This is a genomic window from Pseudarthrobacter sp. IC2-21, from assembly GCF_034048115.1.
GTDB lineage: Bacteria > Actinomycetota > Actinomycetes > Actinomycetales > Micrococcaceae > Arthrobacter > Arthrobacter naphthalenicus.
Genome location: NZ_CP139145.1, coordinates 548,483 through 572,384, shown reverse-complemented (window position 1 = coordinate 572,384; position 23,902 = coordinate 548,483). Strand labels below are relative to the sequence as shown.

Below are 23,902 nucleotides of genomic sequence, written 5' to 3'. Positions count from 1 at the left end.
AGGCTCAGGCGATGCGCGTTCCCCGCGCAAGCCGGTGGGCGGGGGTGCGCAGTTCACGCCATCCCAACCACAGCAGCAGCCCGGCAAACACACACTGCAGGCCCAGCCCGAGCGGCCACAGAGGCGAGGACTGCGCCAGGTACCTTGGCTTGGCTTCCCCGTTGGCGCACGGGTAGGTGCCGTCCGGCCCTGCCATGGCGTAGCGGGCACCCTGGCTGATGGTCTCAATGGCGCCCACCGGTGATGACATGCCGTAGGCATTGGAGGTCCGTACCGGGTAGGGAATGGCGTCGGCCACCACCACGTAGGGGTTCATGGCAAGCATCCATGCCACCCGCTCAGTGTGCACTGCCGGCTGTTCGCGCAGTGGACCGGAGCACGTGTATTCGGGGTCCGCCGGGGCGGGTTGCTCCTCCATCGGCACATATGGAGAGTAGCTGCGGTACTGCGCCTGGTTGGCCATGATGGTGCCCTGCGAGAGCCCCGTTCCCAGCCCGAAGGCGATCAGGGAGCCGAAAACCAGCCCGGCCACGGCAAGGTAGGTGACCACAATGGAGAACAGCGGGCGTCCTGCGAGCGCGGAGATTCCGACGCCGACGGCACACACCACGCCCACTTCCACGGCGAGCATCAGCAGTGCCACCAACACGTGCCCCGGCGTCATGCCGCCAAGGGCGACGCCCGTAATTAGGAACGGCGCACTGGCTACCAGGAACGCGAGGGCGGCCGCCCAGGCGGCGAAGAATTTGCCCCACAGGATCTGCCCGGGCCGGAGCAGTGTCACCTGCAGGATGGCAAGGGTGCCGCCCGCCCGGTCGCCGTTGACGGCATTCGCAGACAGCGCAGGGGCCACCAGCAGCGCGAAGAGGAGGACAAACGCGAGCACCACTTCGAAGATCATGGACCCGGGCCCCGTCGCCGCCGCCGCACCGCCCGGATAGGACCGCTGCGCTTCCTGCTGGGCGTTCCAGGCGGCCCACGTCAGCCAGGTCACGAGCCCGGTCAGGAGGAACCAGATTCCCAACATGATGTACCAGCCGCGAGACCGGAGCCGCTGCTTGAGTTCAAGGACCACCACATCCCAAATACCGCCAAAGTAGCCGCCCCCACGTCCCTGCACGGGCGGCGGCTGCGTTGTTTCCGTCCGCTGGCTCATCGCCGCTCCCCCTCCAGATTCATGTATGTCTCTTCCAGGGCACCCGAGGCGGGCGCGAACGAGCTGACGGGGACGCCCGCCAGCACCAGGTCGCGCAGAAGGCGCGCGGCGTCGTCGTCGTTCATCAGCAGCAGGCTGACGGCCGGCCGGCGGCCGTCCTCCACCCGGAACGTCAATCCCAGTTCGTTGAGTTTCGCGGCGAGTGCGGCGCCGTCCGTTGCCGAGATGGCGTAGCGCCGGCCTGCTGCGGCCGCCTCGTCGGTGGTCTGGTGCCGAATGGACCGTCCGCGGTCAACGAACACGGCGGCGTCGGCAATTTCGTCAAGCTCGCTGAGCACGTGCGAGGAGACCACAACGGCCTTTCCCTCCGCCGCCAGCTGCCGCAGCATCACGCGCAGTTCCACCCGTGATCCCGGGTCCAGTCCGGACGCCGGCTCGTCAAGGAGCAGGACGGAGGGATCGTGGATCAGGGCACGGGCGAGGCTGAGCCGCTGCTGCTGCCCGCGGGAGAGGACCCGGGCCGGCTGGTCGGCGAGATCGCCCAGGCGGACCCGGTCCAGCATGTCCGTGACCCTCGTCGGAATGCCGGCTTTGGGCAGCCGGTAAAAGCGGGCCATTTGTGTGAGGATCTCGCGGGCGGTCAGCGACTCCCATACGCCCAGGGTGTCCGGCATCCAGCCGATCCGCCGGCGCACCTCGGCCCGGTGGTGCTGCGGGTCAAGCCCCTCCACGGTGACGGTACCGGAATCCGGCGCCAGCAGTGAGGCGAGCATCAGCAAGAGGGTGGTTTTTCCGGCCCCGTTAGGCCCGATCAGGGCGGTGACTTTGCCGGCCGGAGCATGGAAGTCCATATGCTCGACGGCGTGCACCTGCCCGAAGCTGCGGCTCACCGCTGTCGCAGTAATGCCGCCCGTCCCAACGCCCGCGGGCTGCCGCGATCCATCCGGTTCGTCCCGATTTGCTGTCATTCCCCGTGCACCTGTCCCCCAAGCCATTGCATGCATACCAATCATCCGAGACTACGCGTGCGGCGGCGGCGCCGGCTCAACCGGAAGGCTGAGATTCGGTCACAATTCCCCGCCTGCGGCCCGCGGCGATAAACTGGCGTGAACACGTCACGCCGTCCAGCCGCATATGGCCGTGCCTGACCCCCGAACTCCGATTGATCCAGTGAAGGTACGCGCATGAGTACGCCCACTTCCGAAGTGAACGCAGCCAGCCAGCAGCAGATGCTGCCCGAAAGTGCTGCCGTCACCAAACAGCTGATCGTGCAGAAGTTCGGCGGTTCGTCCGTTTCGGATGCCGACGGCGTCAAGCGCGTCGCCAAGCGCGTGGTGGACGCCCAGCGCGCCGGCAACGAAGTGGTGGTAGTGGTCTCAGCGATGGGTGACACCACCGACGAACTGCTGGACCTCGCCAGCCAGGTCACCGATTCCGCCCCCGCCCGTGAGATGGACATGCTGCTCTCCGCGGGCGAGCGCATCTCCATGGCGCTGCTTGCCATGGCCATCAACAAACTTGGCGCCTCCGCCCAGTCCTTCACCGGCTCCCAGGCCGGCATGATCACGGACGGCATCCACGGCAAGGCGCGCATCATCGACGTCGATCCGCACCGGATCCGCACGTCCCTGGACAAGGGGCACATCGCCATCGTGGCCGGGTTCCAGGGCATGAGCCGCACCACCCATGAGATCACCACGCTGGGCCGCGGCGGCTCAGACACCACCGCCGTCGCGTTGGCTGCGGCACTTGAGGCAGACGTCTGCGAAATCTACACCGACGTGGACGGCATCTACACCGCCGACCCCCGGGTGGTTCATTCCGCCCGGAAGATCGATACGATCTCCAGCGAGGAAATGTTGGAGCTTGCCGCGTCCGGCGCGAAGATCCTGCACCTGCGCTGCGTCGAATATGCCCGCCGTTTCGGCGTGCCTCTGCATGTCAGGTCCTCATTCAGCCAGAACGAAGGCACCTGGGTCATTCCCAGCGCCGAAGACAAGATCACCACTCAAGAGGGAGTTGCCTTGGAGCAGCCAATCATCTCCGGCGTCGCACACGACCGTTCCGAAGCGAAGGTCACCGTTGTGGGGGTGCCGGACATCCCGGGCAAGGCCGCCGCGATCTTCCAGGTCATTGCCGACGCCCACTCGAACATTGACATGATCGTGCAGAACGTTTCCACGCACGGTACGGGCAAGACGGATATTTCCTTCACCCTTCCCATCGTGGAAGGCGCCGAAGCTTTGGCCGCACTCAGGGCTGCCCAGCCGGACATCGGCTTCGAAAACATCGAGTACAACGAGAAGATCGGCAAACTGTCGCTTATCGGTGCGGGCATGCGCTCCCACCCCGGCGTCTCCGCGACGTTCTTCAAGGCCCTGTCCGATGCAGGGATCAACATCAACATGATTTCCACGTCAGAGATCCGGATTTCCGTGGTCACCCACGCGGACCTTCTTGATGACGCAGTCCGGGCCATCCACAAGGCCTTCGACCTGGACAGCGAAGTCGAAGCCACGGTCTACGGCGGCACCGGCCGCTAGGCGCACCCCGCCCGATCAACGCGACTCAACGCAACGCGGGGTCACTCCCGGCCCGATAACTATGGTTTATCAGGCCGGGAGTGACCCCGCGTTTTTCTGTCGAGAGCGGGCAGGGGCCCTAGGCGGGTCAGGTCAGCTTGTCCAGGTCTTCGCGGCGAATCGCGTAATGATGCCCCTCGGTATCCGTCTCTACAACAAAGTGCGAGAGATCCTCGTCAGAGGCCTGTTCGAACTCGTCATGCTTGTGGACCACGGGTGCATCCGAGTCAAGACGCGTTGCCGGTCCAAAGACAAAACGGAGCCTGTCGGTCACGTTCATAAAGCCAGTGAGCGCGTGTCCCATTATTTCCACCCCCTTCCCGCGTTACGGGCGAAAGAGCTGCTGACCCCTCCTGGAGCCAGTGCCCTTATTTTACGCCCGCATCCCAAAAAAGGATCCGGACGTGGCGTCGGCGGGGCAGGCGCAGGGAGCTTAGCGCAGGGACTGGTCCTCGGGGTTCCGGGGAACCACATAGGTGCTGCCGTCGGCGCGCGTGACCGTTTCCCACTGCTGGGTTTCCCGCTCACGCTGGACGAGGAGGGCCCGGTTCTCTTCGGTCATGTCATGCACCAACGAACTGCGGTTGGCCGGTCCGAAGATGACCCGTAGCTTGCCGGTGGCCCGCATGAACCGCTGGGACGCGTTGCCCTTGCCGGCTGAATTGCCTTTGCCCATTGACGTCAACCCTTCGCTAAACCAATGACTGGTTCCAGTGTACGCTAACAATTAGTGCACTAACCTTTGGAGGATTGTGATGACGGCCCTATCCAACGCCGCCGAGCTTCAGGACAACGATCTCCTGCTGGAACAGCAGCTCTGCTTTGCTCTCACTGTGGCATCCCGAAGCGTAGTGGGCGCCTACAAACCGGTCCTGGACACTTTGGGGCTGACCCATCCGCAGTATCTGGTGATGCTCTGCCTGTGGGAGTCGGCTCCCCGGACGCTGCGGAACATCAGCGAAGCCCTCGCCCAGGCGCCGGCCACCATCTCACCGCTTCTTCGGCGGCTCGAGGAAGCTGGGTTCGTCACGCGCCAGCGGGTGGACGGGAATGAACGCACCCTGGCAGTGGGCCTGACTCCCGCCGGCGCCGCGCTTCGTCAGCAGGCCTTGGCAGTTCCGGGCATCATGATGGACCGGCTGGGCCTGACCCGCGAACAGGTCAGCGAACTGCACAGTTCAATGATGGCGCTCATTGCCGCGACGACGGCCGAACAAGCGGCGGCAGACCACGCGGACGCAGGCAGCGCGTAAAATGGCAGCAATCTAGGAGGGTACATGTCTTTGCGAACCGTACGGCCGTTCCTGGCAATTCTTGCCGTGGCCGGGCTCGCTGCGTGCACGGCCACGCCCGGTCCGGCCCCGTCATCGGGCGGCCCGACGGCCAGTTCCTCCGCCACGGAAAGCGCCTCGGCCACCCCGGCTCCGGACACCGAGACCACCGTTCCCGCGCCGTCGCCGTCCGCACCGCCGGGCCCTACAGCGGGCCCGGGCGCCGGCAACGCCGAGCTTGCCATCATGGTCAAACCGTCCCCTACCGAACCGGCCCTGAATTACACCCTCGTCTGCCGGGACGGAGTCCCCGCTCCCGAAAGCAACCACCCTAAGGCTGACGCCGCCTGCGCCGCCCTCAAGAGCAATGCAGCCCTCCTTAGCCCTGCTCCAAAGAACACCAACCGGGTCTGCACCGAGCAGTACGGCGGCCCGGAGACCGCCACGGTGACCGGCATCGTGGACGACACCCCCGTGGACACCTCCTTCGCCCGGACCAACGGCTGCGAAATTGGGGCTTGGACAGCAGCCGAAGACGTTCTGGGTGCCACCGGTGGAGCCTCTTAGCCTCCTGGCGGGCGATGAGTGGCGCACCCGCGAAGAAGCGCACCAGCAACGCGTCCGCCGGTACGCCGATCCTTACCTTGCCCGCCGCTCCGCCGGCCGGAAGCACCCCGTGGAGGACTTCCTCTTCACCTACTACACCCAGAAGCCCGGCCAGCTGCTGCGCTGGCACCCGGGCTCCGGCGTCGTACTCGCCGGCGAAGCTGCGGCCGCCCGCAGCGGGTGGAAGCATTACAGAACGCTCGACGACGGCGAACTCGCCGCAGCCGGGCTGCCTCCGGGGACCACGGCGGTCACCTTTGACCGCGGCGCCTTCCTGGCGGACCGGCGTGAGGCTGTGGCATTCGTAGACATCATTCTCCGCGGCACCGCCGCCCGGCCCGCCCAGTTCGGCTGCTTCGGCCTGCACGAGTGGGCCATGGTCTACCGCCAGGACAAATTCGACCTGCGTCACGAGTACCTCCGGCTGAGGCTGGGTTCGGAGGGGACGGACAAGGTGGTGGAGGACAACCGGATCCGGTGCTCACACTTCGACGCCTTCCGGTTCTACACCCCCGACGCCGCCGGGCTCAACGAACTGACGCCCACCCGCGAAAACCAGCGGCACATGGAGCAGCCGGGGTGCCTGCACGCCAATATGGACCTTTACAAGTGGGCCTACAAGCTGCTGCCGGCGCTCCCCAGCGAACTGGTCATGGACTGTTTCGAACTGTCCTGGCGGATCCGGGCCATGGACATGCAGGCCTCGCCCTACGACCTGGCCGAGTGGGGCTACCCGCCCGTCCAGATCGAGACCCCCGAAGGTAAGGCCGCCTACGTGGAGCACCAGCGCGCCTTCGCGGCGGAGGCAGCTGCCCTCCGCTCGCTCCTCGCACAGTCGCTGGCCCCACTCTCTGCAACGGTCCTGCCGTGACCGGACCGGCCGGTGAGAACACGGACGGCGTGGACCTTACCATCAGGCTCCGGGAGGATCCCGCCGCCGGAGAGTACGTGTTCCGCCTGGTGGCAGCGGGCGGCAGGGTCCTGGACGGCTCCACGCTCCCGGCGCCGGTTGCGGCACTGGAGGCGGTGGAGCGCTTCGGACAGGACACGTTCTTCCCGAAACCGGGCCCGCCGAGGCTCTGCACACAGCAGTATGGCGGACCGCAGGTGGCCGAAGTGACCGGGACTTTTCACGGGCGCCGTGTGCGGATGGTTTTCCGGCGCACGGACGGCTGCGAGATCGCCCGCTGGAACGCTATGTCCGCACTGCTCGGCGGAACACCCGGGGCAGGGAAGCCCGCCCCTTAGAGGGTCCGCCGCCTGCGGGGTGCAAAACCGAAAGCGCCCCGGCCGCAACTTCACGGACCGGGACGCTTTCATTCCTGCACTTGGAGCAGTCGGTACTTATGTGGTGCCTACTCCTGTTTCAACCGGCGAACCTAGCCGGCCGGGATCCTGTCCGCCGGCGCCATCTGCGGTGCACCCGCCGGGGCCGGGGTACCGGCGCCCACCTGGACGTTGACCAGAGTTTTGATGCCGTTGGTCCCCAGCTTGAGGCGGGACAGGTAGGAGCCCTCCGTGAGCCCCTTCCAGTTCAGCGTCGCTGCCGTGGCTGTGCCGTTCGGCGCCACGATCGGGTTGGGGGTGACCGTGAGGTTCGCGGCGTCTCCCGAGAGGGCGGCCGCCTGGACGGTTGCCTTGGCGGCGCCGTTGTCCGGCGTCGAGTAGAGGTTGGCCACAATGAAGTAGGTGCCCGCCCGCGGCGACTCGAGTTCAAGGAACTCACTGGCGGACGCCGTCGCTACCTGGGTGGGAACCAGCCCACCGGCACCATTCGGGACATAAACCACCATGTCCCAGTCGACGTCGTTCCGTTCCGACTGGACCCCGATGCGGGCGAAGGTGGCACCCGCAGGAACCGTCACGCTCAGCAACGCATTGTGCGCATCATTGGTTGCTGCGTACGCACCCGGCGTCTTGGAAATGGCAGTCTGGCTTACCGGGGCGAGTCCCTCAACCGCTACGGCGAGCGGAGCGTCGGAGCCGGACACGAGGTCCATTGTTCCGCTGCCGGTCCCTGTGGGGGAACTGAAGGAGAAGGACGGCGCGATCCTTGCATCAACGGGCCGCACGGCCATGGGGGACGTGACGGTCCGCGGACCCTTCCAGGTCAGCGTGCCGGTGGTGAATTTACCGACCGGCGCACTGACGTTGCGGATGGTGAGCGTGACCTCGCGGGTCTGGCCTGCCTTGGCGAAGTTCAGCGCCTGCGGCTCCACTGCGACGCTGAATCCGGGCAGGTCCACCTGCGGCCGGTACATGCCCGGAACCAGCGCCGTCAGCCGGCGTTTGACCTGTACTTCTCCCACCAGGCTGCCGACGGCGATGGACGGCAGGTTCAGGTCCTGGGCAGCGACCGTCCCGGCCTCGGGTGCGCCCGTCGCAACACCTTGGCCGTTCAGGAAGCCCAGCCAGTCCTTGACGCCGGAGTCATAGACCAGGCCGGGATCGAGGACACGGAGGGAATCGATGTGCCCGGCGCCGCCGTCGAACGGATTTTTGTTGGGCGTGCCGTCGGCGTTGACCAGCGGGTAGGCGGTGGTCATCATGGCGGACTTGACCGTGGCAGGGCTCCAGCGCGGCTGCGCGCTGAGCACCAGGGCGCCGAAACCGGCGATGTGCGGTGCTGCCATGGACGTGCCGGACATAAACCCGAACTGGGCACCCTTGTTGCCGATGGTTGAAACACCGGCGAGCACGTTAACGCCGGGGGCGGAGATGTCCGGCTTCAGAAGGTCGCCGCCGGACGCGAGCGTGGGGCCGCGGGAGGAGAACCCTGCCACCTGTGGTGCGGGAGGGAGCGGTTCTCCGGTGAGGTCTCCCTTGAGGAGGCTGACCGTCAGCGCCGTGTTGCCGGCGAGCTTGGACTTCAGTTCCAGGCTCTTGGGGGCATTGACGTGGACCGTGGGGATGACGTGGTTATCGGCGTCTTCCGAGCTATTGGTGAGGTTGACCAGGATCATCCCCACACCGCCCTTGGTCTGGACCTCGAGGCTCTTGGCCGTCCGGTCCACCACACCGCGGTCACAGACCACAACTTTGCCGGTCACCTTGGCCGCATCGAGGGTTCCGGGGCCGCACAGGTTGGGGTTGGCCGCACCGGCGGCTGCAGCGTCGGCGGCAACAATCGCGGGTTTGTCCGTGACTTCGGCCTTCATGATGGATGCCCCGCGGTACACGCTTCCGTCTGACAGCTTGACTGTGCCAAGGAGTTCACTGGGGAACGTGGAGGCCGCCACGGTGGTCAGCCAAGGTGAGGCATGGTTGACAGTGGATGCGCCCGGCCCGGAGTTGCCGGCGGAAGCGGCGACGAACACTCCGGCCGCGGCAGCATTGAGGAATGCGAGCGCTACGGGATCACTGGTGCTGTCCGTGTTGCCCGAAATGGAGTAGTTCAGGACGTCAACGCCGTCCTGAACGGCGGCGTCAATGGCTTCGATGGACGCCGAGGTGTAGCAGCCGCCGGTGGCCGGGTTGTCATCCTCCCAGCAGATCTTGTAGACGGAAACCTTGGCGGCCGGTGCCACTCCGGAACTCTTGCCGAAGCTCATGCCGTCGAGTACCTGTTCAACGTTGGCGTTGCCGGCCGCGGTGGTGGCCGTGTGCGTGCCGTGGCTCCCAACGTCCACGGGAGAGATCAGTTCTTGCGGTGCACGGTTTCCCGGCTTGACGGACTGCAGGAAGGCGTCAGCAAAGTAGCGGGCGCTGACCACTTTGGAATTGCACAGGGTTCCGTCGAATGCTGCTCCGGTGTCCACACCCTTCTGGCATTCGCCTTTGAACGTGGTGCCGTCGGCCTTGAGCATGGCGATGCGTCCGTCGGTATCGCGGTAGGGCTGGCCCATCTGGGCGGGGCCGCTGAGCGGCTGGACCGGCTCACCCTTCAGGAAAGGGTTGTCCGGGGCATAGCCGGAGTCAATGACGCCCACCACGACCCCCTTGCCTGCGTTCGCTTCGCCGCCGAAGCGGGTCGCCCAGGCACCCTCTGCGCCGGTGAGCTTCAGGAAGTCCGTGGTGGTGTAGTCGGGTGCATTCTCGACGTCGGGTTGAACCGTCAGCACCCTGGCATCTTTGGAAAGCTCGGCGGCCTGCGCTGCCGTCAGCTCTGCCGCGAACCCGTTCAGGGCCGCCGTGAACTGTTTCGACGGCGTCACTCCCTGCCGGGCGGCGACGTCCTGCTGCGTCTTGCGGAGGTGGGCATCGTATGCCTTGAAGTTAGGGCTGCCTGCGTCGAGCTTGCGGCCGTTCTGCGGCTTGGTGGCCAGCAGGCCCGGCGTCTCCCCCTCATAGGCGGCCGCGGCCTTGGCCGCGAGGACCACAATATAGCGGCCATCCTTGAAGTCACTCGCGGCAGACTTCTGTGCGGTTACTGCCGTATTCAGGCCGGCGGGCGCCGCGGTAGCGGGGCTCATCGCCATCGAGGTGAGGAGCAGCGGCAAGCCCACGGCAAATGCCGTAGCTTTCCGGAGTCCCCTGCCCTGGACGGGGCGTTTTGCAGTTGATTTCACGAGCGACTACACCTTTCACGAAGAACGCCGGCCAGGTCGCCGGTCTGGAGCAGCTGGAGCGGCAAATCGCATTACAGGTTTTGTAATGCTGTGACCAGCCGCTACAAACAGTACAGACTGAGAGCTCAATATGACATAGAACACATCCATGTTTTGTGCTCAATCATCCAACTTTCAGGCTGGCACCGGAAGACCGGCCGGGGACGCGCCGGATCCCCGGACTATGAGGGCCGGCGGCGGGGGTCAGCGATCCACCCCACAACGCCGTGCTCCGCGGGCGACGGCGTGTCAACAGCTTGACAGGGAAGTCACTTCAATGACCCGGGGGACTTGGGCGGGACCGGCGCACCGTCGAGACCGCGGAAGCTCTCTGTGGCCGGGGCTGGTGGTCCGCGGTGACGGGTCGCCTCCCGGCCCTGACACAGACACAGACACACAAAAGCGGGCGCCCCGACAAGGGACGCCCGCTTCCAAAGCTTTCTGGTGATGTGCCCGGCGGCCTACTGCCTCGGAGTGCGCACCACGTCACTGATCCACTGCCGGGTCTTCTCGTCCACGGGTCCGGCTACCCGGGTTTCCCGGGCCGCCCTGTCGGCCTTGATCTTTTGCATGACCATCCGCCCCAGCCCGGCGAATACGGCAACGGCCATGACCGGCAACAGCAGGGACTTCGATTTTTCAGCCATGACGCCATCCTAGTGACGCCGCCTCCACGGGGCCAGAGCCGCCGTCGTTCATCACCTCCGAGAACCCGGAGCCCGCCTGATGAAGTGACGGGGCCCACCGAATACGGGGTGCGGCGTTCCGGCCGGTAGAATGGGCTGGCAAGCTCGCGGAGCGCCCGTCCTCACTGTAAAGGCACTGTTGAAAAGCAGGCCCCCAACAACTTCTGGAACGGCGTAAGACGGCACCACTCCGCTGCGCCCTTACCCAAAGCTCACGCACAGGAGTTGCCGGATGCCCCGGATCGTTGTTGACGTCATGCCCAAGCCCGAGATTCTGGACCCGCAGGGGAAGGCCATCGTGGGTGCACTCCCCCGGCTGGGTTTCACCGGCTTTAGCTCTGTCCGTCAGGGCAAGCGCTTTGAACTGACGGTTGACGGCGAGGTGACGGACGCAATCCTGGCCCAGGCCCGCGAAGCGGCCGAGACCCTGTTGTCCAACCCCGTGATCGAAGACGTGGTCAACGTCGAGGTCGTCGAGGCCTGAGATGAGTGAACTTCCCCTGATCGGCGAGGCGGCCGCCGTCGACCCCGATGCCCGCAGGCTCGCCGGGGCCCGGATCGGTGTTGTCACCTTCCCCGGCACCCTTGACGACCGCGACGCCGCCCGTGCAGTCCGGCTTGCCGGTGGCACCGCGGTGCCGCTCTGGCATGCAGACACCACGTTGGGCGACGTTGACGCCGTGGTGATTCCCGGCGGTTTCTCCTACGGTGATTACCTCCGCGCCGGCGCCATCGCCCGTTTCGCGCCGCTGATGTCCAAGATCATCGACGCGGCCAACTCCGACGCCAAGCTGCCCGTCCTGGGCATCTGCAACGGCTTCCAGATCCTAACCGAGTCGCACCTGCTGCCCGGCTCCATGATCAAGAACGACCACCTGAAGTTCCTGTGCCGCGACCAGGTCCTGCGCGTGGAGAACAGCAACACCGCGTGGACCCTCGACTACGAGGCCGGCCAGGAAATCACGGTGCCGCTGAAGAACCAGGACGGCCAGTACATCGCCGACGAAAAGACCCTGGACGCCCTCGAGGCTGAGGGCCGCGTGGCCTTCCGGTACGTCGGCTTCAACCCGAACGGCTCGCGCCGCGACATTGCCGGCATCTCCAACGCCGCCGGCAACGTGGTGGGCCTCATGCCCCACCCGGAACACGCTACCGAGGTTGGCTTCGGCCCGGAATCGCTGGATGGGATCGGCGGCACGGACACCGACGGCCTCGGCTTCTTCACGTCCGTCCTGAACAAGATTGTGGGAGGCGCCAAGTGACCACGGAAACCACCAAGAAGTTCAACATCGACACCGTCGAGAACGCCGCCAAGACCCCGGACACCGAACTGCCCTGGGCCGAACTGGGCCTGAAGCAGAACGAGTTCGACGAGGTAGTCAAGGTCCTGGGCCGCCGCCCCACCGGCGCCGAACTGGCCATGTACTCCGTCATGTGGAGCGAGCACTGCTCCTACAAATCCTCCAAGAACCACCTGCGCCAGTTCGGCGACAAGGTGACCGAGGAAATGAAGAAGGACATGCTGGTGGGCATCGGCGAAAACGCCGGTGTGACCAACCTCGGGGACGGCTGGGCCGTAACCTTCAAGATCGAGTCCCACAACTCGCCGTCGTTCGTGGAGCCCTATCAGGGTGCTGCCACGGGCATCGGCGGCATTGTCCGCGACATCATCTCCATGGGCGCCCGCCCCGTGGCCGTCATGGATCCGCTGCGGTTTGGCGCCATCGACCACCCGGATACCGCCCGCGTGATGCACGGCGCAGTGGCCGGCATTGGAGGCTACGGCAACTCGCTGGGCCTGCCGAACATCGGCGGCGAAATGGTGTTCGACCCCATCTACCAGGGCAACCCGCTGGTTAACGCCCTCGCTGTTGGCGTCATGCGCCACGAGGACATCCGCCTCGCCAACGCTTCGGGCAAGGGCAACAAGGTGGTCCTGTTCGGTGCACGCACCGGCGGCGACGGCATTGGCGGCGCGTCCGTGCTGGCCTCGGAGTCCTTCGATGACACCAAGCCCTCCAAGCGCCCCGCAGTGCAGGTGGGCGACCCCTTCGCGGAGAAGGTCCTCATCGAGTGCTGCCTGGAACTGTTCAAGGGCTCACTGGTTGAAGGCATCCAGGACCTCGGCGCGGCAGGCATTTCCTGCGCCACGTCCGAGCTGGCATCGAACGGCGACGGCGGCATGCAGGTTGAGCTGACCTCCGTCCTGTTGCGCGATCCCACCCTGACCCCGGGCGAGATCCTGATGTCCGAGTCGCAGGAACGCATGATGGCCGTGGTCACCCCGGAAAACATCAAAGCCTTCGAAGCCGTGATGGACAAGTGGGCCGTGGAGTACTCCTGGCTCGGCGAAGTCACCGACACAGGCCGCCTGATCATCACCTGGGACGGCGTGGTCATCGTGGACGTTGACCCGCGCACCGTGGCACACGACGGCCCGGTCTACGACCGCCCGTATGCCCGCCCCTCATGGCAGGACTCGGTCCAGGCCGATTCCTTCACCGGTTCCGTACAGGACGCCGGCCGTCCCGCCGCCCCCGCGGAACTGGCTGCCGCTGTCACCGAGCTCATCGCCTCGCCGAACATGTGCTCCAAGGCCTGGATCACCAACCAGTACGACCGCTACGTGGGCGGCAACACCGCCATGGCGTTCCCGGACGATGCCGGCGTGGTCCGTGTTGATGAGGAAACCGGCCTGGGCGTCGCCCTGGCCACCGACGCCAACGGCCGCTACACCTACCTTGACCCGTACCACGGCGCACAGCTGGCCCTGGCCGAGGCCTACCGCAACGTGGCCACCTCCGGCGCCGTGCCGATGGCAGTCAGCGACTGCCTGAACTTCGGCTCCCCCGAGGACCCGGACGTGATGTGGCAGCTCGCCGAAGCCATCCGCGGCCTGTCGGACGCCTGCATGGAACTGGGCATCCCGGTCACCGGCGGCAACGTCTCGCTGTACAACCAGACAGGCACCATCCCCATCCACCCCTCCCCCGTGGTGGCGGTACTGGGCAAGCTCGACGACGTTGCCCGCCGCACGCCGTCGGGCTGGCGGGAGGATGGCATGGCCATCTACCTGCTGGGTACCACGGGCGCCGAGCTGGACGGTTCCGAATGGGCCAACATGCGCGGCCACCTCGGCGGACAGCCGCCCAAGGTTGACCTCGCCGCCGAGCGCGCACTGGGCGAGATCCTGATCAACGCCTCCCGCGACGGCATGGTGGACTCCGCACACGACCTCTCCGAAGGCGGCCTCGCGGCAGCCCTCGTGGAGTCCTCGCTGCGCTACGGCGTGGGTGCCCGGATTGCCCTGCAGGACGTCATGGACCGCGACGGCGTCGACCTGTTCACCGCGCTGTTCTCCGAGTCCCAGGGCCGCGCCATTGTAGGCGTGCCCCGCTCCGAGGAAGTCCGCTTCCAGGACATGTGCACCGCCCGCGGCTTCGCCCACCTCCGCATCGGTGTGGTGGACGCGGCAAGCGGCCAGCTGGAGATCAACGGCGTCGACACCCTGTCGCTGGATGCCCTCCGCGAGGCGCACGAAGGGACCCTGCCGAAGTACTTCGGCTAGTCCCCACCTCCCCCATCGATTGCTCCGTAACGGCCCTTTTGAACCCTCAAAACGGCAGTTGCGGAGCAATCGATTTTTAAGCCGCCATCTCGCCGCCGGCCCGGGCAACGAAATTCATCAGGACCAGCCGGTGGTTTGAGTCCAGGACGCGTTGGGGCAGTGCTTGGCCGAGGTCTGCCCACAAGATGCCAAGGCTGCCCCGCATCTGAAGCTGACCAATCGGGCGGCCCATAAACCAGAAGTGCAGGTGCGCCCCTCCGTCGCCCCACCGGTTGACGTGTGCCCTGCCCACAAATTCCTGCGCCTCGATGGCCGCGGTGAGGTGGTTCATCAGAACGCCGAGTTCGGCAGCCAGCTCGTCCGGAAGTTCCCCGGCGTCGTAATGGTCGACGGGTTGGAGCATCAGCCCCACGGGCATGAGCGTCGGGTTCAGTTGATGTATACGCCAACGTCCGTTCTGCCACAGGCTGCTCGCTTTGCCCTCGCAATCAGTACACTCTTCGCCATTCTCGCCACGTCGGGGCGGCTCCGGCATTTCCGGGGCAGTAAGCGCTTTGGTGGTCAGTGGCCCGGCGAACGGGAAGGTAGGCCACTCGGCAAACTCCGTTGCCGGGTCTTCGTCATTGGGCTGAGAGGCAAATTTGAAGTACTCGTCCGGGGTCATCATCTGCGTCATGGCATCAGACTAATGCCTGGCCGTGGCCGCCTCCGCCTCCATCCGTTGCTCCGTGAGCGCCCTTTTGAGCCTTTAGAACGGCAGTTGCGGAGCAATCGATGCTTAATAGCCCTTGCGCCACCCTGCCTGTATCAGGGCCGCTCGGATCTTGGCGACCGCGGGCTTGGCGTCGTTGAGCATGTGCCGCTTGGAAATGCGCACTTCCGCCCAGCCCACGGCGTGATAGTTTTCGGAGCGGGCAATGTCCCGGACGATCTGCCCTCCGTCGCCGTGGTGTTCGCCTTCGTACTCGATCCCGATCCGGTACTTTCGGTACGAGAGGTCCGGCTCGTGATGACGCAGGCCGTCCTCGCCGATGATCGGGACGTTCAGCTCGGGTTCCGGCAGTCCGGCCCTGACCATGGCCAGCCGAAGCAGCGTCTCCTGCGGCGAGTCGGAGCCGACCCGGATGAGTTTAATGGCTTCCCTGGCCTTACGAAGCCCGCGCTTTCCCTTGTGCCGATCGATCATCCGTTGAAGGTCAGCCAGGCTGCATAGCGGCATGTCCCTATCCTCGAAGTCCGGCCGCGGCAGCCGTACACAGCTGTCCCCCATGGCCACCAACTCATCCACCGTGAGCATTTCCGCCATGTCCAGCCAAGTTCGCTCAGGAGTGGTCACGGGCACACCGTCAACTGTGGTGACCTCGTCGCTGTAGAGCTTCATGCGGTGCACAATGACATGCGGTCTGTTCAGGTGTGCCGAGCCCTCAGGCCTGATGACGTGATACATCTCTGGTGTCCCCTTCTGCTGACGTCGCGGCAGCACAAGGAGTTCAGCCGCGGTGAGGTGCGACGCGGCGCATCGCTCATTGACCTCGATGAACGGTCGCACTCTGGCACTCAAGGTGAGCTCCGCCGTCGGCCCTTCCGACCGGATCCCTTTCCCCAGGCGATGCAAGCTGCGGTGCCGCAGCCGCTTGTGCGACACTCCGGCCCGCGCCGCTTCGACAACCGTAAACGGGCGGTCCCGTAGTTCCTCTGGTAGCGGGCGCGGGATCTTCATGGATTCATCAGAGCAGAATAAGGCGAGCGCTGCAGAAGTTATCCACAGGCTTCATCGATTGCTCCGCAAACGCCGTTTTGATCGCTCAGAAGGGCGTTTGCGGAGCAACCGATGGGGGTCAGTCCTCGCTGTGGAGCTCCCGCTGCCGGGCGCTGAGCAGCTCGATTTCCGGCCTCGCAGCCACAAAGCGTTCGACGGCGGTGAGCACCTCCACGAGGTGCGTCCGGTCAGCTGCCACCAGGCCCGCGCCAAGCTGCGAGCGCCGGTACTGATCGTGGTCCCCCACCTCGGCCACCGACACATCAAAGCGGCGCTTGACCTCGGCGAGCAGAGGCCTGATGACGGAGCGCTTTTCTTTCAGGCTCTGGACATCGCCCAGGAGAATGTCGAATTCAATCCAGCCGATCCACATGCCGTAATCGTATCGACTGCTCCGTAACCGCCGCTTTGGGGGCTCAAAACGGCCGTTACGGAGCAATCGATGGGGATTAGATGGTGAGTTCGCCCATCCGGTCCCAGCCGTCGCCGTCGAGTTGGCGGCTGATGATTCGGGGTGTTTCCGCCAGGGCCTGCGGCATGTCCGCCATGGCCTGCTTGAAGTGCGCGCTGTTGACGTGGTCCTCTGCGGCGTCGTCCTTGAAGGCTTCCACCAGGACAAACTCGTTGGGGTCATCCACGCTGCGGGACCAGTCGAACCAGAGGTTGCCTGGCTCCTCCCGGGTCGCTTTGGTGAAGCTGTCCACGAGGCCGAGCCAGCGCTCGGACCAGTCGGGCTTTACCTTGAATTTGACCACAATGAAGATCATGGTTGTTCCTTTCCGTTTGGTGATGATTGAACTACTCGGACGTCCCGGACTGCTCCGCCATTGAACTACCCGGCCGCAGTCATGTCCAGCTCACAGGCGAGGATGGCCTCGCGGGCATCCTGCTGCTGGGACGGGGTGCCGGCCTGCTCGGCCCACTGCTCAGCCAGCTGGAACTCCACCAGGGCCTGGGTGAACCGGCCCGCAGCGTGCAGCATCCAGCCGAGGTTATTGTGCAGCCCGGCCATCCAGCGCCGGGTGTGCGGGTCATGCGCGGTGGAGGCGTACTCGAGCGCGCTCCTGGCCCAGGATTCAGCATGGGCGGAGTCCGCCACGGCGAGCATCTGCAGGGCGTCCACTGCCAGGAATTCCTCACCAAGGTGGTCCCCCAGTTCGGCGGCCTGCTCAAACAGCGGCACCGCCATGGCCGCGTGGCCGCAGGAGTTCAGGAGCCGCCCGCGCTCCAGCAGGATGCGGACCCCGACGGTGGGCTCCTCCTCGCCGTCAAGTGAATCCAGCAGGGCGTCGGCTTCCTCGTAGCGGCCCTGCAGGCCGATGGCGCGGCCCAGTTGGGTGGCAAGTTCGGCTTTTTCGTCCGTGTTGTAGGCCGGATCGTCGAGGGCATCCCGGAAACGCTGTTCGGACAGCTTGGGATCCTCGAAGTTCCAGAGGCGGTCAAGGGTAGCTTGGTCCAGCATGTACCTTCTCCTGATCAGCTTTCACCTGCGGCGAGTTGGCGTGCCCCTTCAACGTATCGCGAAGTGACGTACCTCTGCGCCGCCCGGGTGACCACCCCGCCTGCCCGGTAGAACCAGTTGGCCGGTTTGCTGAAGGCCGTGATCTTCAAAAACACCTGTCCGGTGGCGTCCATCTCCACTTCGAAGGCCTCCTCGCCGCGGGCAGGGTGGCCCGGAAGTGTCCCGTACCCGAAACCCGCAGACTGCGGCCCGTCACCGGGTCCCGGCCGCCGGACCCACACCACTTCACAGGGCGCGTTGACGCGGAAAGGCCCGACGCCGAAACCGCTCACCACACGTGTTCCCGGCCGGACAACGCTGGACTCCGCCCTAACCCGCAGCCCGGACCTGCGCTGCAGTTCCCAGCTCAGGATTCCCTGCGCCACGCGGCGGTAGAGCTCCGGTCCGTCACCAAGGTAGACCTGGGACATCTGGGACGGGTACCCGGCCGGCGGCCGGCCGTTTTCCGTCGCGCCGACACCGGGGTAGTCGAGCCGGCCGCCCACCAGGCGCTTCTCCGTCATGCCCGTTCTCCCGGCCGAGTGGGGCCCGAAGCGGAGGCGGAGAGCCGGGCCCATCCGAGCTGTTCCTGCTGCTTGCGGCTTAGCGTGGCCACCACCAGGTCATAGGAATCCTCCACCATGTCACGGACCATGGCATCCGGGAGCGCTCCGTCCAGCCGCACCCCGTTCCAGTGTGTCTTGTTCATGTGCCAGGCACCGGTGATTTCGGGGTGCGCGGCGCGCAGCTGCTCCGCCAGGGCGGGTTCACATTTCAGGCTTACCGACAGGTCCCGGGCATCCAGGGCGGACGCTGCAAACATTTTCGCTTCGTGCCGGGCTCCCCCCGAGACTGCGGCGCGCACTTTGAACACGGAAGTCTCCGGGCCAAAGGGAAAGTCCTCGAAGGCGCCGGGGAAACTCAGGCAGATCTCCCGGAGTGCAGCAGCATCCATGGGATGAGCCTATCCGGCCGGCCGCGACTAGCGTCGGGTGGGCACATCCCCGATGCTGTGCAGTCCTTCCGGGATGGTGCCGTTGACCTCGTAGTCGCCCACAATCCTGGCTTTGAACACCGCCGGGTTGTGCGTGGAGACGGTGCGGGCATTCCGCCAGTGCCGGTCCAGGGACTTCGCTTTGGACGTGGACGAGGCTCCGGTGACGTCGAAAAGCTGCTGGGCGGCCGCCTGCACCAGCTCGGGAACCAGCAGCTGGGCCTTTTCCACCGCTACGTCGCCCCGGACGTAGCGCTGTACCGGGGTGAGGTGCAGCACCGGATCCGCGGCGGCGTCAAGCTCCCGGGCAGCGGCCAGCACCACGGACTCGGCCGCGAAGGCCTTGGCCGAAAGATGGCCCACCAGCTGCAGGATCAGCGGGTCGTGCCGGAACAGTTCGCCGGACCCGGTGTTGAAGGTGCGCTTCCGGTCGCGGACCAGCGCCCGCGCATCAGCCAGCGCCGCCCGGCCAATGCCCGCAAGGACCGCGAGCAGGACCAGCTGGAAGAACGCGGGTTCGTGAGTTGTGGACACCGAACGCTGAACAATGTTTGCGGCGGGCACGACGGCGTCGCGGAAGATGGTGGTGCCCGTCCCCGTCAGTTGCTGGCCGAAGCCGTCCCAGTCGTCGAGGATTTCCACGCCCGGCTGGGTGGTGCTCACCACGGCGTACTGGCGGCCTTCGATGCCCTCAGTGCTGGCGGTGACCGCAATCCACTCGGCGAAGATGGTGCCGGTGGTGTAGAACTTTTTGCCGTTCAGCAGCCAGTTCTCACCCTCCCGGGTCAGGCTGGTGCCGGTGGCGCCAAGGACGTTCCCGGACTGCTCAGTGGCCGCGTTCCCGAAGATCTCCCCGGCCACCACCCGCGGATACCAGCGGTTCTGGAAGTCCGCGGGCTCCAATCCCACCGTTTCCACGAAGGCGAAGTGTGACCGGTAGAGGTGTGCCACGGACGAATCAGCTTCCGCCAGTTCGATGAGCAGGCGGAAGAACGGTTCGAAGCCAATCCCGTCACCGCCGTGCTCCGCGGGAACGCGCAAGCGTCCGAAACCGGCATCGTTCAGCCAGCGGACCTGCTCGAACGGCAGGACGCGGTCCTGTTCCCGGGCCAGCGCCCCTTCGGCTATCCGCGCAAAGACGGGCCTGAACCGGCCCGCCAGCTTCTCGTAGCCGGCTTCGCCCGATCCTGCCTCCGCGGGCGCTACGGCCTCCGGTGCGTACGTCATATCTTCTCCCCCTTCATGAGCTGCGATGCCTGGTTAGAGCTTGGTAATGTCAGCGGCCGGATCCTGGTCCCACGGAGTGGGAAGTATCCCGTTCTGGTAGCTGGCGAACCAGGCCTTGACCTCGGGCGACTGGAACGCTTCCCTAAGGGCGGATGCCTTCTCCGAACCGGCGAAGTCCTTCCGGCCTGCGACGACGATCCGGAACGGAACCTGGTCTGCGTCGGATTCGAAAGCGAGCGCATCCGCCCTGGTGTGCTTGGCGTCGGCCGCCATGCGGGCCACGAGGAATCCGGCGTCGACATCAGGCAGGGTCTTGGCAAGGGACTGCTGGTCCACCTCCACGAACTGCAGCTTCTTCGGGTTGGCAGTGATGTTCTTCTGCGAGGTGTGGATCACCGTGGCCTCCGAGAGTTCCAGCAGGCCGGCGTCGCGGAGCATAAACAGGGCGCGGCCGTTGTTGGCCGGGTCCACGGGAATCCCGATCTTGGCGCCGTCCGGAAGCTCGGCGAGGGACTTGTACTTGTCAGACCAAATGCCGCCCGGGGCGCTGTAGACGTAGAACAGGCCCACGTTCTCCAGGCCCTTGTCCTGGTTGAACTGCCTCAGGTAGGCGTTGTGCTGGAAGAAGTTGGCATCGAACTCGCCGTTGGCCACGGCAAGGTTGGGCTGGATGATGTCCGTGACGTACGTGGGTTCCAGGGTCCAGCCCTTGGCTGCGAGGAGCTTCTGGGCAATCTTGGTGGGTTCCTGGTACGGAGCCGACTCGGTCACGATGATCTTGATGGTCTTGCCGTCGCCGGCCGCGCTGGCGCCGCCCGGGTTGACAAGGCCGCAGCCCGTGAGGGCCGAAACCGAGACTGCACCGGCGCCTGCGAGGGCATACTTGAGGAAACTTCTACGCTGCATTGTTCGGGGTCCTTTGAGGGTCAGGGTGTGGCGGGGAGGTGGAGTGAGCTAAACGGTGATGGTGGCTGGCTTGTTCTCAGCGGCCGCTGAGAACTCGGTGAAGGCTCCCCGAAAAGCTGAGGCCGGGTGCCGGTCGTTGAGGCGCGGTCCGGCGCCGAAGAGCTTCTCGCGCAGGGTGCCCGGCGCATAGTCCGCCTGAGCCAGCCCACGCCTCCGCAGTTCCGGCAGCACACCCTCGATGAAGTCGGTGTACGAGCCCGGGAGGGTCTGGTTGATGATGTTGATGCCGTCGATTCCGGCGTCCTGCCACTCTTCAACCCGGTCGGCGATCTGTTCCGGCGTACCCACCACGCGGTTGGCGCGGCTGCGGTAGAGGGCAATGTCCCGGAGCGTGGGGTTGCCGCCCCGGACGGAGGCCCGGATCGCAGTCAGGTGGCCCTGGCTGCCTTCGGTCTCAAGGTCGCCGAGCGGGGTGTCCAGCGGCAGTCCGCCGAGATCGACGCCGAAGCCGCCGCCCACATGGGCCAGCAGGGCTTCGATATCCAGAGTCTCCTCCAGTTCGGCAGCCTTGCGGTTGGCCTCCGCTTCGGTGCCGCCCACCACGAAGTGCATGCCCTGCAGGAATTTCACGTCATCCGGGTGGCGCCCTGCGGCGGCGGCCTGTTCACGGACGGCCGCCGTGTACTTCGCTGCCACGTCCGTGTTCGGGGCCAGGGTGAAGGTGGCCTCAGCGTTGGCGGCGCAGAACTGCTGGCCGCGGCCCGAGCTGCCGGCCTGGAAAAGCACCGGGGTCCGCTGCCGTGACGGCGCGGAGAGGTGCGGCCCGTCAATGGAGTACCGGGGCCCGCGGTGGTAGATCTTGCTGACCTTTTCCGGGTCGGCATGGACGCCGGTTTCCTTGTCCAACAGCAGGGCGTCGTCCTCCCATGAGCCCTCCCACAGCTTGTAGGCCGCCTCGACATATTCGTCCGCCCAGTCATAGCGCTCGTCATGCTTGGTCAGTTCGGTGGCGTTGAAGTTCCGGTGGGCGTTCTCCAGCACACTGGTGACAATGTTCCAGGCCACGCGTCCGTTGCTGATGTGGTCCAGCGTGGACATCTGCCGGGCGAACTGGAACGGATGGCTCTGGATGACGGACGAGGTGGCAGCCAGTCCAATCTCCTGCGTCCCGGTGGCGAGTGCGGACAGCAGGATCAGGGGATCGTTGGAGGGCACCTGGATGCCCTTTTTCAGCAGCGACGCCCACCCGCCGTCGTAATCGCCGTACAGGCCCACGACGTCGGCGAAGAAGATCGCATCAAACTTGGCGTCTTCGAGCTGGCGGGCCAGGTCGAGCCACAGCGGCAGCTCGTTGAACCGGTGCTGCTGCGCCTCCGGGCGCCGCCACTGGCCGCCCATGATGTGGCTGGTCGTGTTCATCACGAACGCGCTGATCAGCAGGCGTGGGCGGGGTCCGTCGAAGCGGGTACTGGGTGTTGAAGTCATGGGGGTGCCTTCCGGAAGAAGTGGGTGTGCGGACGCCGGGCAGGATCAGAGCCGCTTGTCCAGGCGCCGTGCAATGTAGGAGCCGCCCAGCTGGACGATGGTGACCAGCAGGATCATCAGCACAATGGCGGTGATCATCAGCGGTGTTTCGTAGCGGTAGTACCCGTAGCGGATAGCGAAATCGCCGATCCCGCCGCCGCCCACCAGGCCGGCCATTGCCGAGTAGGAGATGAAGCTGACGGTCATGATGGTGATGGAGCTGACCAGCCCGGGCTTGGCCTCCACAATGAGGACATCCCGGACGATCTGGGACCGGCTGGCGCCCATCGACCGGGCCGCCTCCACCACGCCGCTGCCCAGCTGGCTGAGGTTTTGTTCCACAAAACGGGCGAAGTAGGGAATGGCGTTGATGGTCAGCGGGACAATGACGGCGGCCGTGCCGATGGTGGTGCCCACGATGAACCTGGTGACGGGGATGATGGCAATCAGCAGGATCAGGAACGGAAAGGACCGGATCAGGTTGACCAGCCCGTCCAGGATGCGGTGCAGCCTGGGGCGGTGCTTCAGCCCGTTGGGCCCGATGGTGTAAAGCAGCACGCCCAGGGGTGTGCCGAGGAGCACCGCCAGCGGAATGGCCACCAGGAGCATGGTGAGGGTCTGGCCCATGGCCACACCGATTTCGGGCAGGACTTCAAGGATGCGGTCAAACATTGAGCAGGCCTTCCGAGGCGGCGGTCGCGTGGGCGGAACGGTCGAGCTGGATCTCGTCAGAGATCAGGTACCGGCCGCTCTGGGTGGCCGGGTGGAAACCCGGGCGCTGCAGCTCGCTAAGGTCGAACTGCTCCACAACCCGGCCCTCTTCCATCACGGCAACGTTGTCCGCGATGGCCTTGATGACGTTCATTTCGTGGGTGACCACCACAATCGTGATGCCGAATTCGGCATTTACATCAGCGAGGTACTGCAGGACAGAGGCCGTTGTACGAGGGTCAACTGCCGACGTCGGCTCATCGCAGAGCAGCACCTTGGGTTCGGTGGCAAGGGCGCGGGCAATGGCCACGCGCTGCTTCTGGCCGCCGGACAGTTTGGCCGGGTACGTTCCGGCCTTGTCGCTAAGGTCCACGATCTCCAGGGTTTCGGCAGCCCGACGGCGGCGCTCGGACTTTCCGATGCCGGCGAACTTCAGGGAAAGCTCAACGTTCTCCTGCGCAGTGAGGTTGTTGAGCAGGTTGAAGTGCTGGAAGATCATCCCGATGTGGTGCCGCTTGGTGCGCAGCTCGGCATCGGACAAGGTCAGGAGGTCAACGCCGTCCACCAGGACGCGGCCTGACGTGGGGCGCTCCAGGAGGTTGATGTTCCTGAGCAGCGTGGACTTTCCCGCCCCGGAGAACCCGATGATGCCCTGGATGGTGCCCCGCTGGATGTGGAGGCTGACATCATCAACGGCGGTGAAACGTCCGTTGGGAGAGTCAAAGGAGGTGCTGACGTTCTGGATCTCAATCACAGGTCATCACCTGATGGGGCTGCCGCGCGGCTGCCGGTCTGTACGTTCATGAATTCCTCCGGGATAACCCGAGGAAACCTTCGCAGCCCGGAACCCGGGGTCGCTTGCGC

26 protein-coding genes are annotated in these 23,902 nt (G+C 65.6%); 8 read left to right on the top strand and 18 right to left on the bottom strand.

What is annotated here, in order from left to right; genetic code table 11:
• Nucleotides 1–4: 4 nt before the first annotated feature.
• Nucleotides 5–1,156 carry an ABC transporter permease gene (locus tag SBP01_RS02720; RefSeq protein ID WP_275214103.1) on the bottom strand — a complete coding sequence of 384 codons (1,152 nt, stop codon included), beginning with the start codon at nucleotides 1,154–1,156 and terminating at the stop codon, nucleotides 5–7.
• The gene (locus tag SBP01_RS02715; protein WP_275214102.1) at nucleotides 1,153–2,124 is read right to left on the bottom strand and encodes an ABC transporter ATP-binding protein; all 972 of its coding nucleotides are present in this window, start codon (nucleotides 2,122–2,124) and stop codon (nucleotides 1,153–1,155) included. The genes SBP01_RS02720 and SBP01_RS02715 overlap by 4 nt, the downstream gene beginning before the upstream one ends.
• 216 nt (nucleotides 2,125–2,340) lie before the next feature.
• On the opposite strand from SBP01_RS02715, the gene SBP01_RS02710 reads away from it, so the two are divergent.
• Nucleotides 2,341–3,699: an aspartate kinase gene (locus tag SBP01_RS02710; protein ID WP_275214101.1), complete on the top strand. Its 1,359-nt coding sequence runs from the start codon at nucleotides 2,341–2,343 to the stop codon at nucleotides 3,697–3,699.
• Between the two features lie 127 nt (nucleotides 3,700–3,826).
• Here the strand turns inward: SBP01_RS02710 and SBP01_RS02705 are convergent, their stop codons facing one another.
• Both SBP01_RS02705 and SBP01_RS02700 read right to left on the bottom strand, forming a co-directional pair.
• Nucleotides 3,827–4,042 carry a hypothetical protein gene (locus tag SBP01_RS02705; RefSeq protein WP_275214100.1) on the bottom strand — a complete coding sequence of 72 codons (216 nt, stop codon included), beginning with the start codon at nucleotides 4,040–4,042 and terminating at the stop codon, nucleotides 3,827–3,829.
• A gap of 129 nt (nucleotides 4,043–4,171) precedes the next feature.
• Nucleotides 4,172–4,414, bottom strand: a complete 243-nt coding sequence (locus tag SBP01_RS02700) for a hypothetical protein (RefSeq protein ID WP_275214099.1) — start codon at nucleotides 4,412–4,414, stop codon at nucleotides 4,172–4,174.
• 79 nt (nucleotides 4,415–4,493) lie between these two features.
• Here SBP01_RS02700 and SBP01_RS02695 point away from each other — a divergent pair, with 79 nt between their 5' ends.
• From SBP01_RS02695 to SBP01_RS02680, 4 genes are read left to right on the top strand one after another with little or no spacing between them, the layout of a single operon-like run.
• Complete coding sequence (locus tag SBP01_RS02695) at nucleotides 4,494–4,991, top strand: MarR family transcriptional regulator (protein ID WP_320537398.1); 498 nt, start codon at nucleotides 4,494–4,496, stop codon at nucleotides 4,989–4,991.
• A gap of 24 nt (nucleotides 4,992–5,015) precedes the next feature.
• On the top strand, nucleotides 5,016–5,576 hold the full coding sequence (locus tag SBP01_RS02690) for an SSI family serine proteinase inhibitor (protein ID WP_320537397.1): 561 nt from the start codon (nucleotides 5,016–5,018) through the stop codon (nucleotides 5,574–5,576).
• Nucleotides 5,554–6,486, top strand: coding sequence for a 3-methyladenine DNA glycosylase (locus SBP01_RS02685; protein WP_320537396.1), 933 nt, complete (start codon nucleotides 5,554–5,556; stop codon nucleotides 6,484–6,486). Before SBP01_RS02690 ends, SBP01_RS02685 begins: the two co-directional genes overlap by 23 nt.
• Nucleotides 6,483–6,863, top strand: coding sequence for a serine protease inhibitor (locus SBP01_RS02680; RefSeq protein WP_275214095.1), 381 nt, complete (start codon nucleotides 6,483–6,485; stop codon nucleotides 6,861–6,863). The genes SBP01_RS02685 and SBP01_RS02680 overlap by 4 nt, the downstream gene beginning before the upstream one ends.
• 131 nt (nucleotides 6,864–6,994) lie before the next feature.
• Here SBP01_RS02680 and SBP01_RS02675 read toward each other — a convergent pair whose 3' ends face one another.
• Both SBP01_RS02675 and SBP01_RS02670 read right to left on the bottom strand, forming a co-directional pair.
• Nucleotides 6,995–10,033, bottom strand: coding sequence for a S8 family serine peptidase (locus SBP01_RS02675; RefSeq protein ID WP_414004285.1), 3,039 nt, complete (start codon nucleotides 10,031–10,033; stop codon nucleotides 6,995–6,997).
• A 590-nt stretch (nucleotides 10,034–10,623) separates the two neighbouring features.
• Nucleotides 10,624–10,809: a hypothetical protein gene (locus SBP01_RS02670; RefSeq protein ID WP_320537394.1), complete on the bottom strand. Its 186-nt coding sequence runs from the start codon at nucleotides 10,807–10,809 to the stop codon at nucleotides 10,624–10,626.
• Between the two features lie 271 nt (nucleotides 10,810–11,080).
• On the opposite strand from SBP01_RS02670, the gene purS reads away from it, so the two are divergent.
• The 3 genes from purS to purL are packed head-to-tail and all read left to right on the top strand — an operon-like array spanning nucleotide 11,081 to nucleotide 14,416.
• A complete protein-coding gene (gene purS, locus SBP01_RS02665) occupies nucleotides 11,081–11,332 on the top strand; it encodes a phosphoribosylformylglycinamidine synthase subunit PurS (protein WP_066287204.1) in 252 nt (83 codons plus the stop codon).
• Between the two features lies 1 nt (nucleotide 11,333).
• Nucleotides 11,334–12,110, top strand: a complete 777-nt coding sequence (gene purQ, locus SBP01_RS02660) for a phosphoribosylformylglycinamidine synthase subunit PurQ (RefSeq protein WP_275214092.1) — start codon at nucleotides 11,334–11,336, stop codon at nucleotides 12,108–12,110.
• Nucleotides 12,107–14,416, top strand: coding sequence for a phosphoribosylformylglycinamidine synthase subunit PurL (gene purL / locus SBP01_RS02655; RefSeq protein ID WP_275214091.1), 2,310 nt, complete (start codon nucleotides 12,107–12,109; stop codon nucleotides 14,414–14,416). Before purQ ends, purL begins: the two co-directional genes overlap by 4 nt.
• A 76-nt stretch (nucleotides 14,417–14,492) precedes the next feature.
• On the opposite strand, the gene SBP01_RS02650 is transcribed toward purL, so the two are convergent.
• From SBP01_RS02650 to SBP01_RS02595, 12 genes are all read right to left on the bottom strand, one after another.
• Nucleotides 14,493–15,092 (bottom strand): hypothetical protein, encoded by a 600-nt coding sequence (locus tag SBP01_RS02650; protein ID WP_275214090.1) that lies wholly within the window; start codon nucleotides 15,090–15,092, stop codon nucleotides 14,493–14,495.
• 102 nt (nucleotides 15,093–15,194) lie between these two features.
• On the bottom strand, nucleotides 15,195–16,136 hold the full coding sequence (locus SBP01_RS02645; RefSeq protein ID WP_320537392.1) for a hypothetical protein: 942 nt from the start codon (nucleotides 16,134–16,136) through the stop codon (nucleotides 15,195–15,197).
• A gap of 118 nt (nucleotides 16,137–16,254) precedes the next feature.
• On the bottom strand, nucleotides 16,255–16,548 hold the full coding sequence (locus SBP01_RS02640; protein WP_320537390.1) for a DUF503 domain-containing protein: 294 nt from the start codon (nucleotides 16,546–16,548) through the stop codon (nucleotides 16,255–16,257).
• Nucleotides 16,549–16,624: 76 nt separating this feature from the next.
• On the bottom strand, nucleotides 16,625–16,942 hold the full coding sequence (locus SBP01_RS02635) for a putative quinol monooxygenase (protein ID WP_320537389.1): 318 nt from the start codon (nucleotides 16,940–16,942) through the stop codon (nucleotides 16,625–16,627).
• Nucleotides 16,943–17,007: 65 nt separating this feature from the next.
• Nucleotides 17,008–17,637: a hypothetical protein gene (locus SBP01_RS02630; protein WP_320537388.1), complete on the bottom strand. Its 630-nt coding sequence runs from the start codon at nucleotides 17,635–17,637 to the stop codon at nucleotides 17,008–17,010.
• Nucleotides 17,638–17,651: 14 nt separating this feature from the next.
• The gene (locus SBP01_RS02625) at nucleotides 17,652–18,200 is read right to left on the bottom strand and encodes a DUF1990 family protein (protein ID WP_275214085.1); all 549 of its coding nucleotides are present in this window, start codon (nucleotides 18,198–18,200) and stop codon (nucleotides 17,652–17,654) included.
• Entirely contained in the window at nucleotides 18,197–18,631 is a 435-nt protein-coding gene (locus SBP01_RS02620; RefSeq protein WP_320537387.1) for an MmcQ/YjbR family DNA-binding protein, read from the bottom strand. The genes SBP01_RS02625 and SBP01_RS02620 overlap by 4 nt, the downstream gene beginning before the upstream one ends.
• A 27-nt stretch (nucleotides 18,632–18,658) precedes the next feature.
• Nucleotides 18,659–19,897, bottom strand: a complete 1,239-nt coding sequence (locus SBP01_RS02615; protein WP_320537386.1) for an acyl-CoA dehydrogenase family protein — start codon at nucleotides 19,895–19,897, stop codon at nucleotides 18,659–18,661.
• 33 nt (nucleotides 19,898–19,930) lie between these two features.
• A complete protein-coding gene (locus SBP01_RS02610) occupies nucleotides 19,931–20,803 on the bottom strand; it encodes a MetQ/NlpA family ABC transporter substrate-binding protein (RefSeq protein WP_275214082.1) in 873 nt (290 codons plus the stop codon).
• A gap of 48 nt (nucleotides 20,804–20,851) precedes the next feature.
• A complete protein-coding gene (locus SBP01_RS02605) occupies nucleotides 20,852–22,288 on the bottom strand; it encodes an LLM class flavin-dependent oxidoreductase (protein ID WP_275214081.1) in 1,437 nt (478 codons plus the stop codon).
• 45 nt (nucleotides 22,289–22,333) lie between these two features.
• On the bottom strand, nucleotides 22,334–22,999 hold the full coding sequence (locus SBP01_RS02600) for a methionine ABC transporter permease (RefSeq protein WP_275214080.1): 666 nt from the start codon (nucleotides 22,997–22,999) through the stop codon (nucleotides 22,334–22,336).
• Complete coding sequence (locus tag SBP01_RS02595; protein WP_275214079.1) at nucleotides 22,992–23,792, bottom strand: methionine ABC transporter ATP-binding protein; 801 nt, start codon at nucleotides 23,790–23,792, stop codon at nucleotides 22,992–22,994. The genes SBP01_RS02600 and SBP01_RS02595 overlap by 8 nt, the downstream gene beginning before the upstream one ends.
• Nucleotides 23,793–23,902 lie beyond the last annotated feature (110 nt).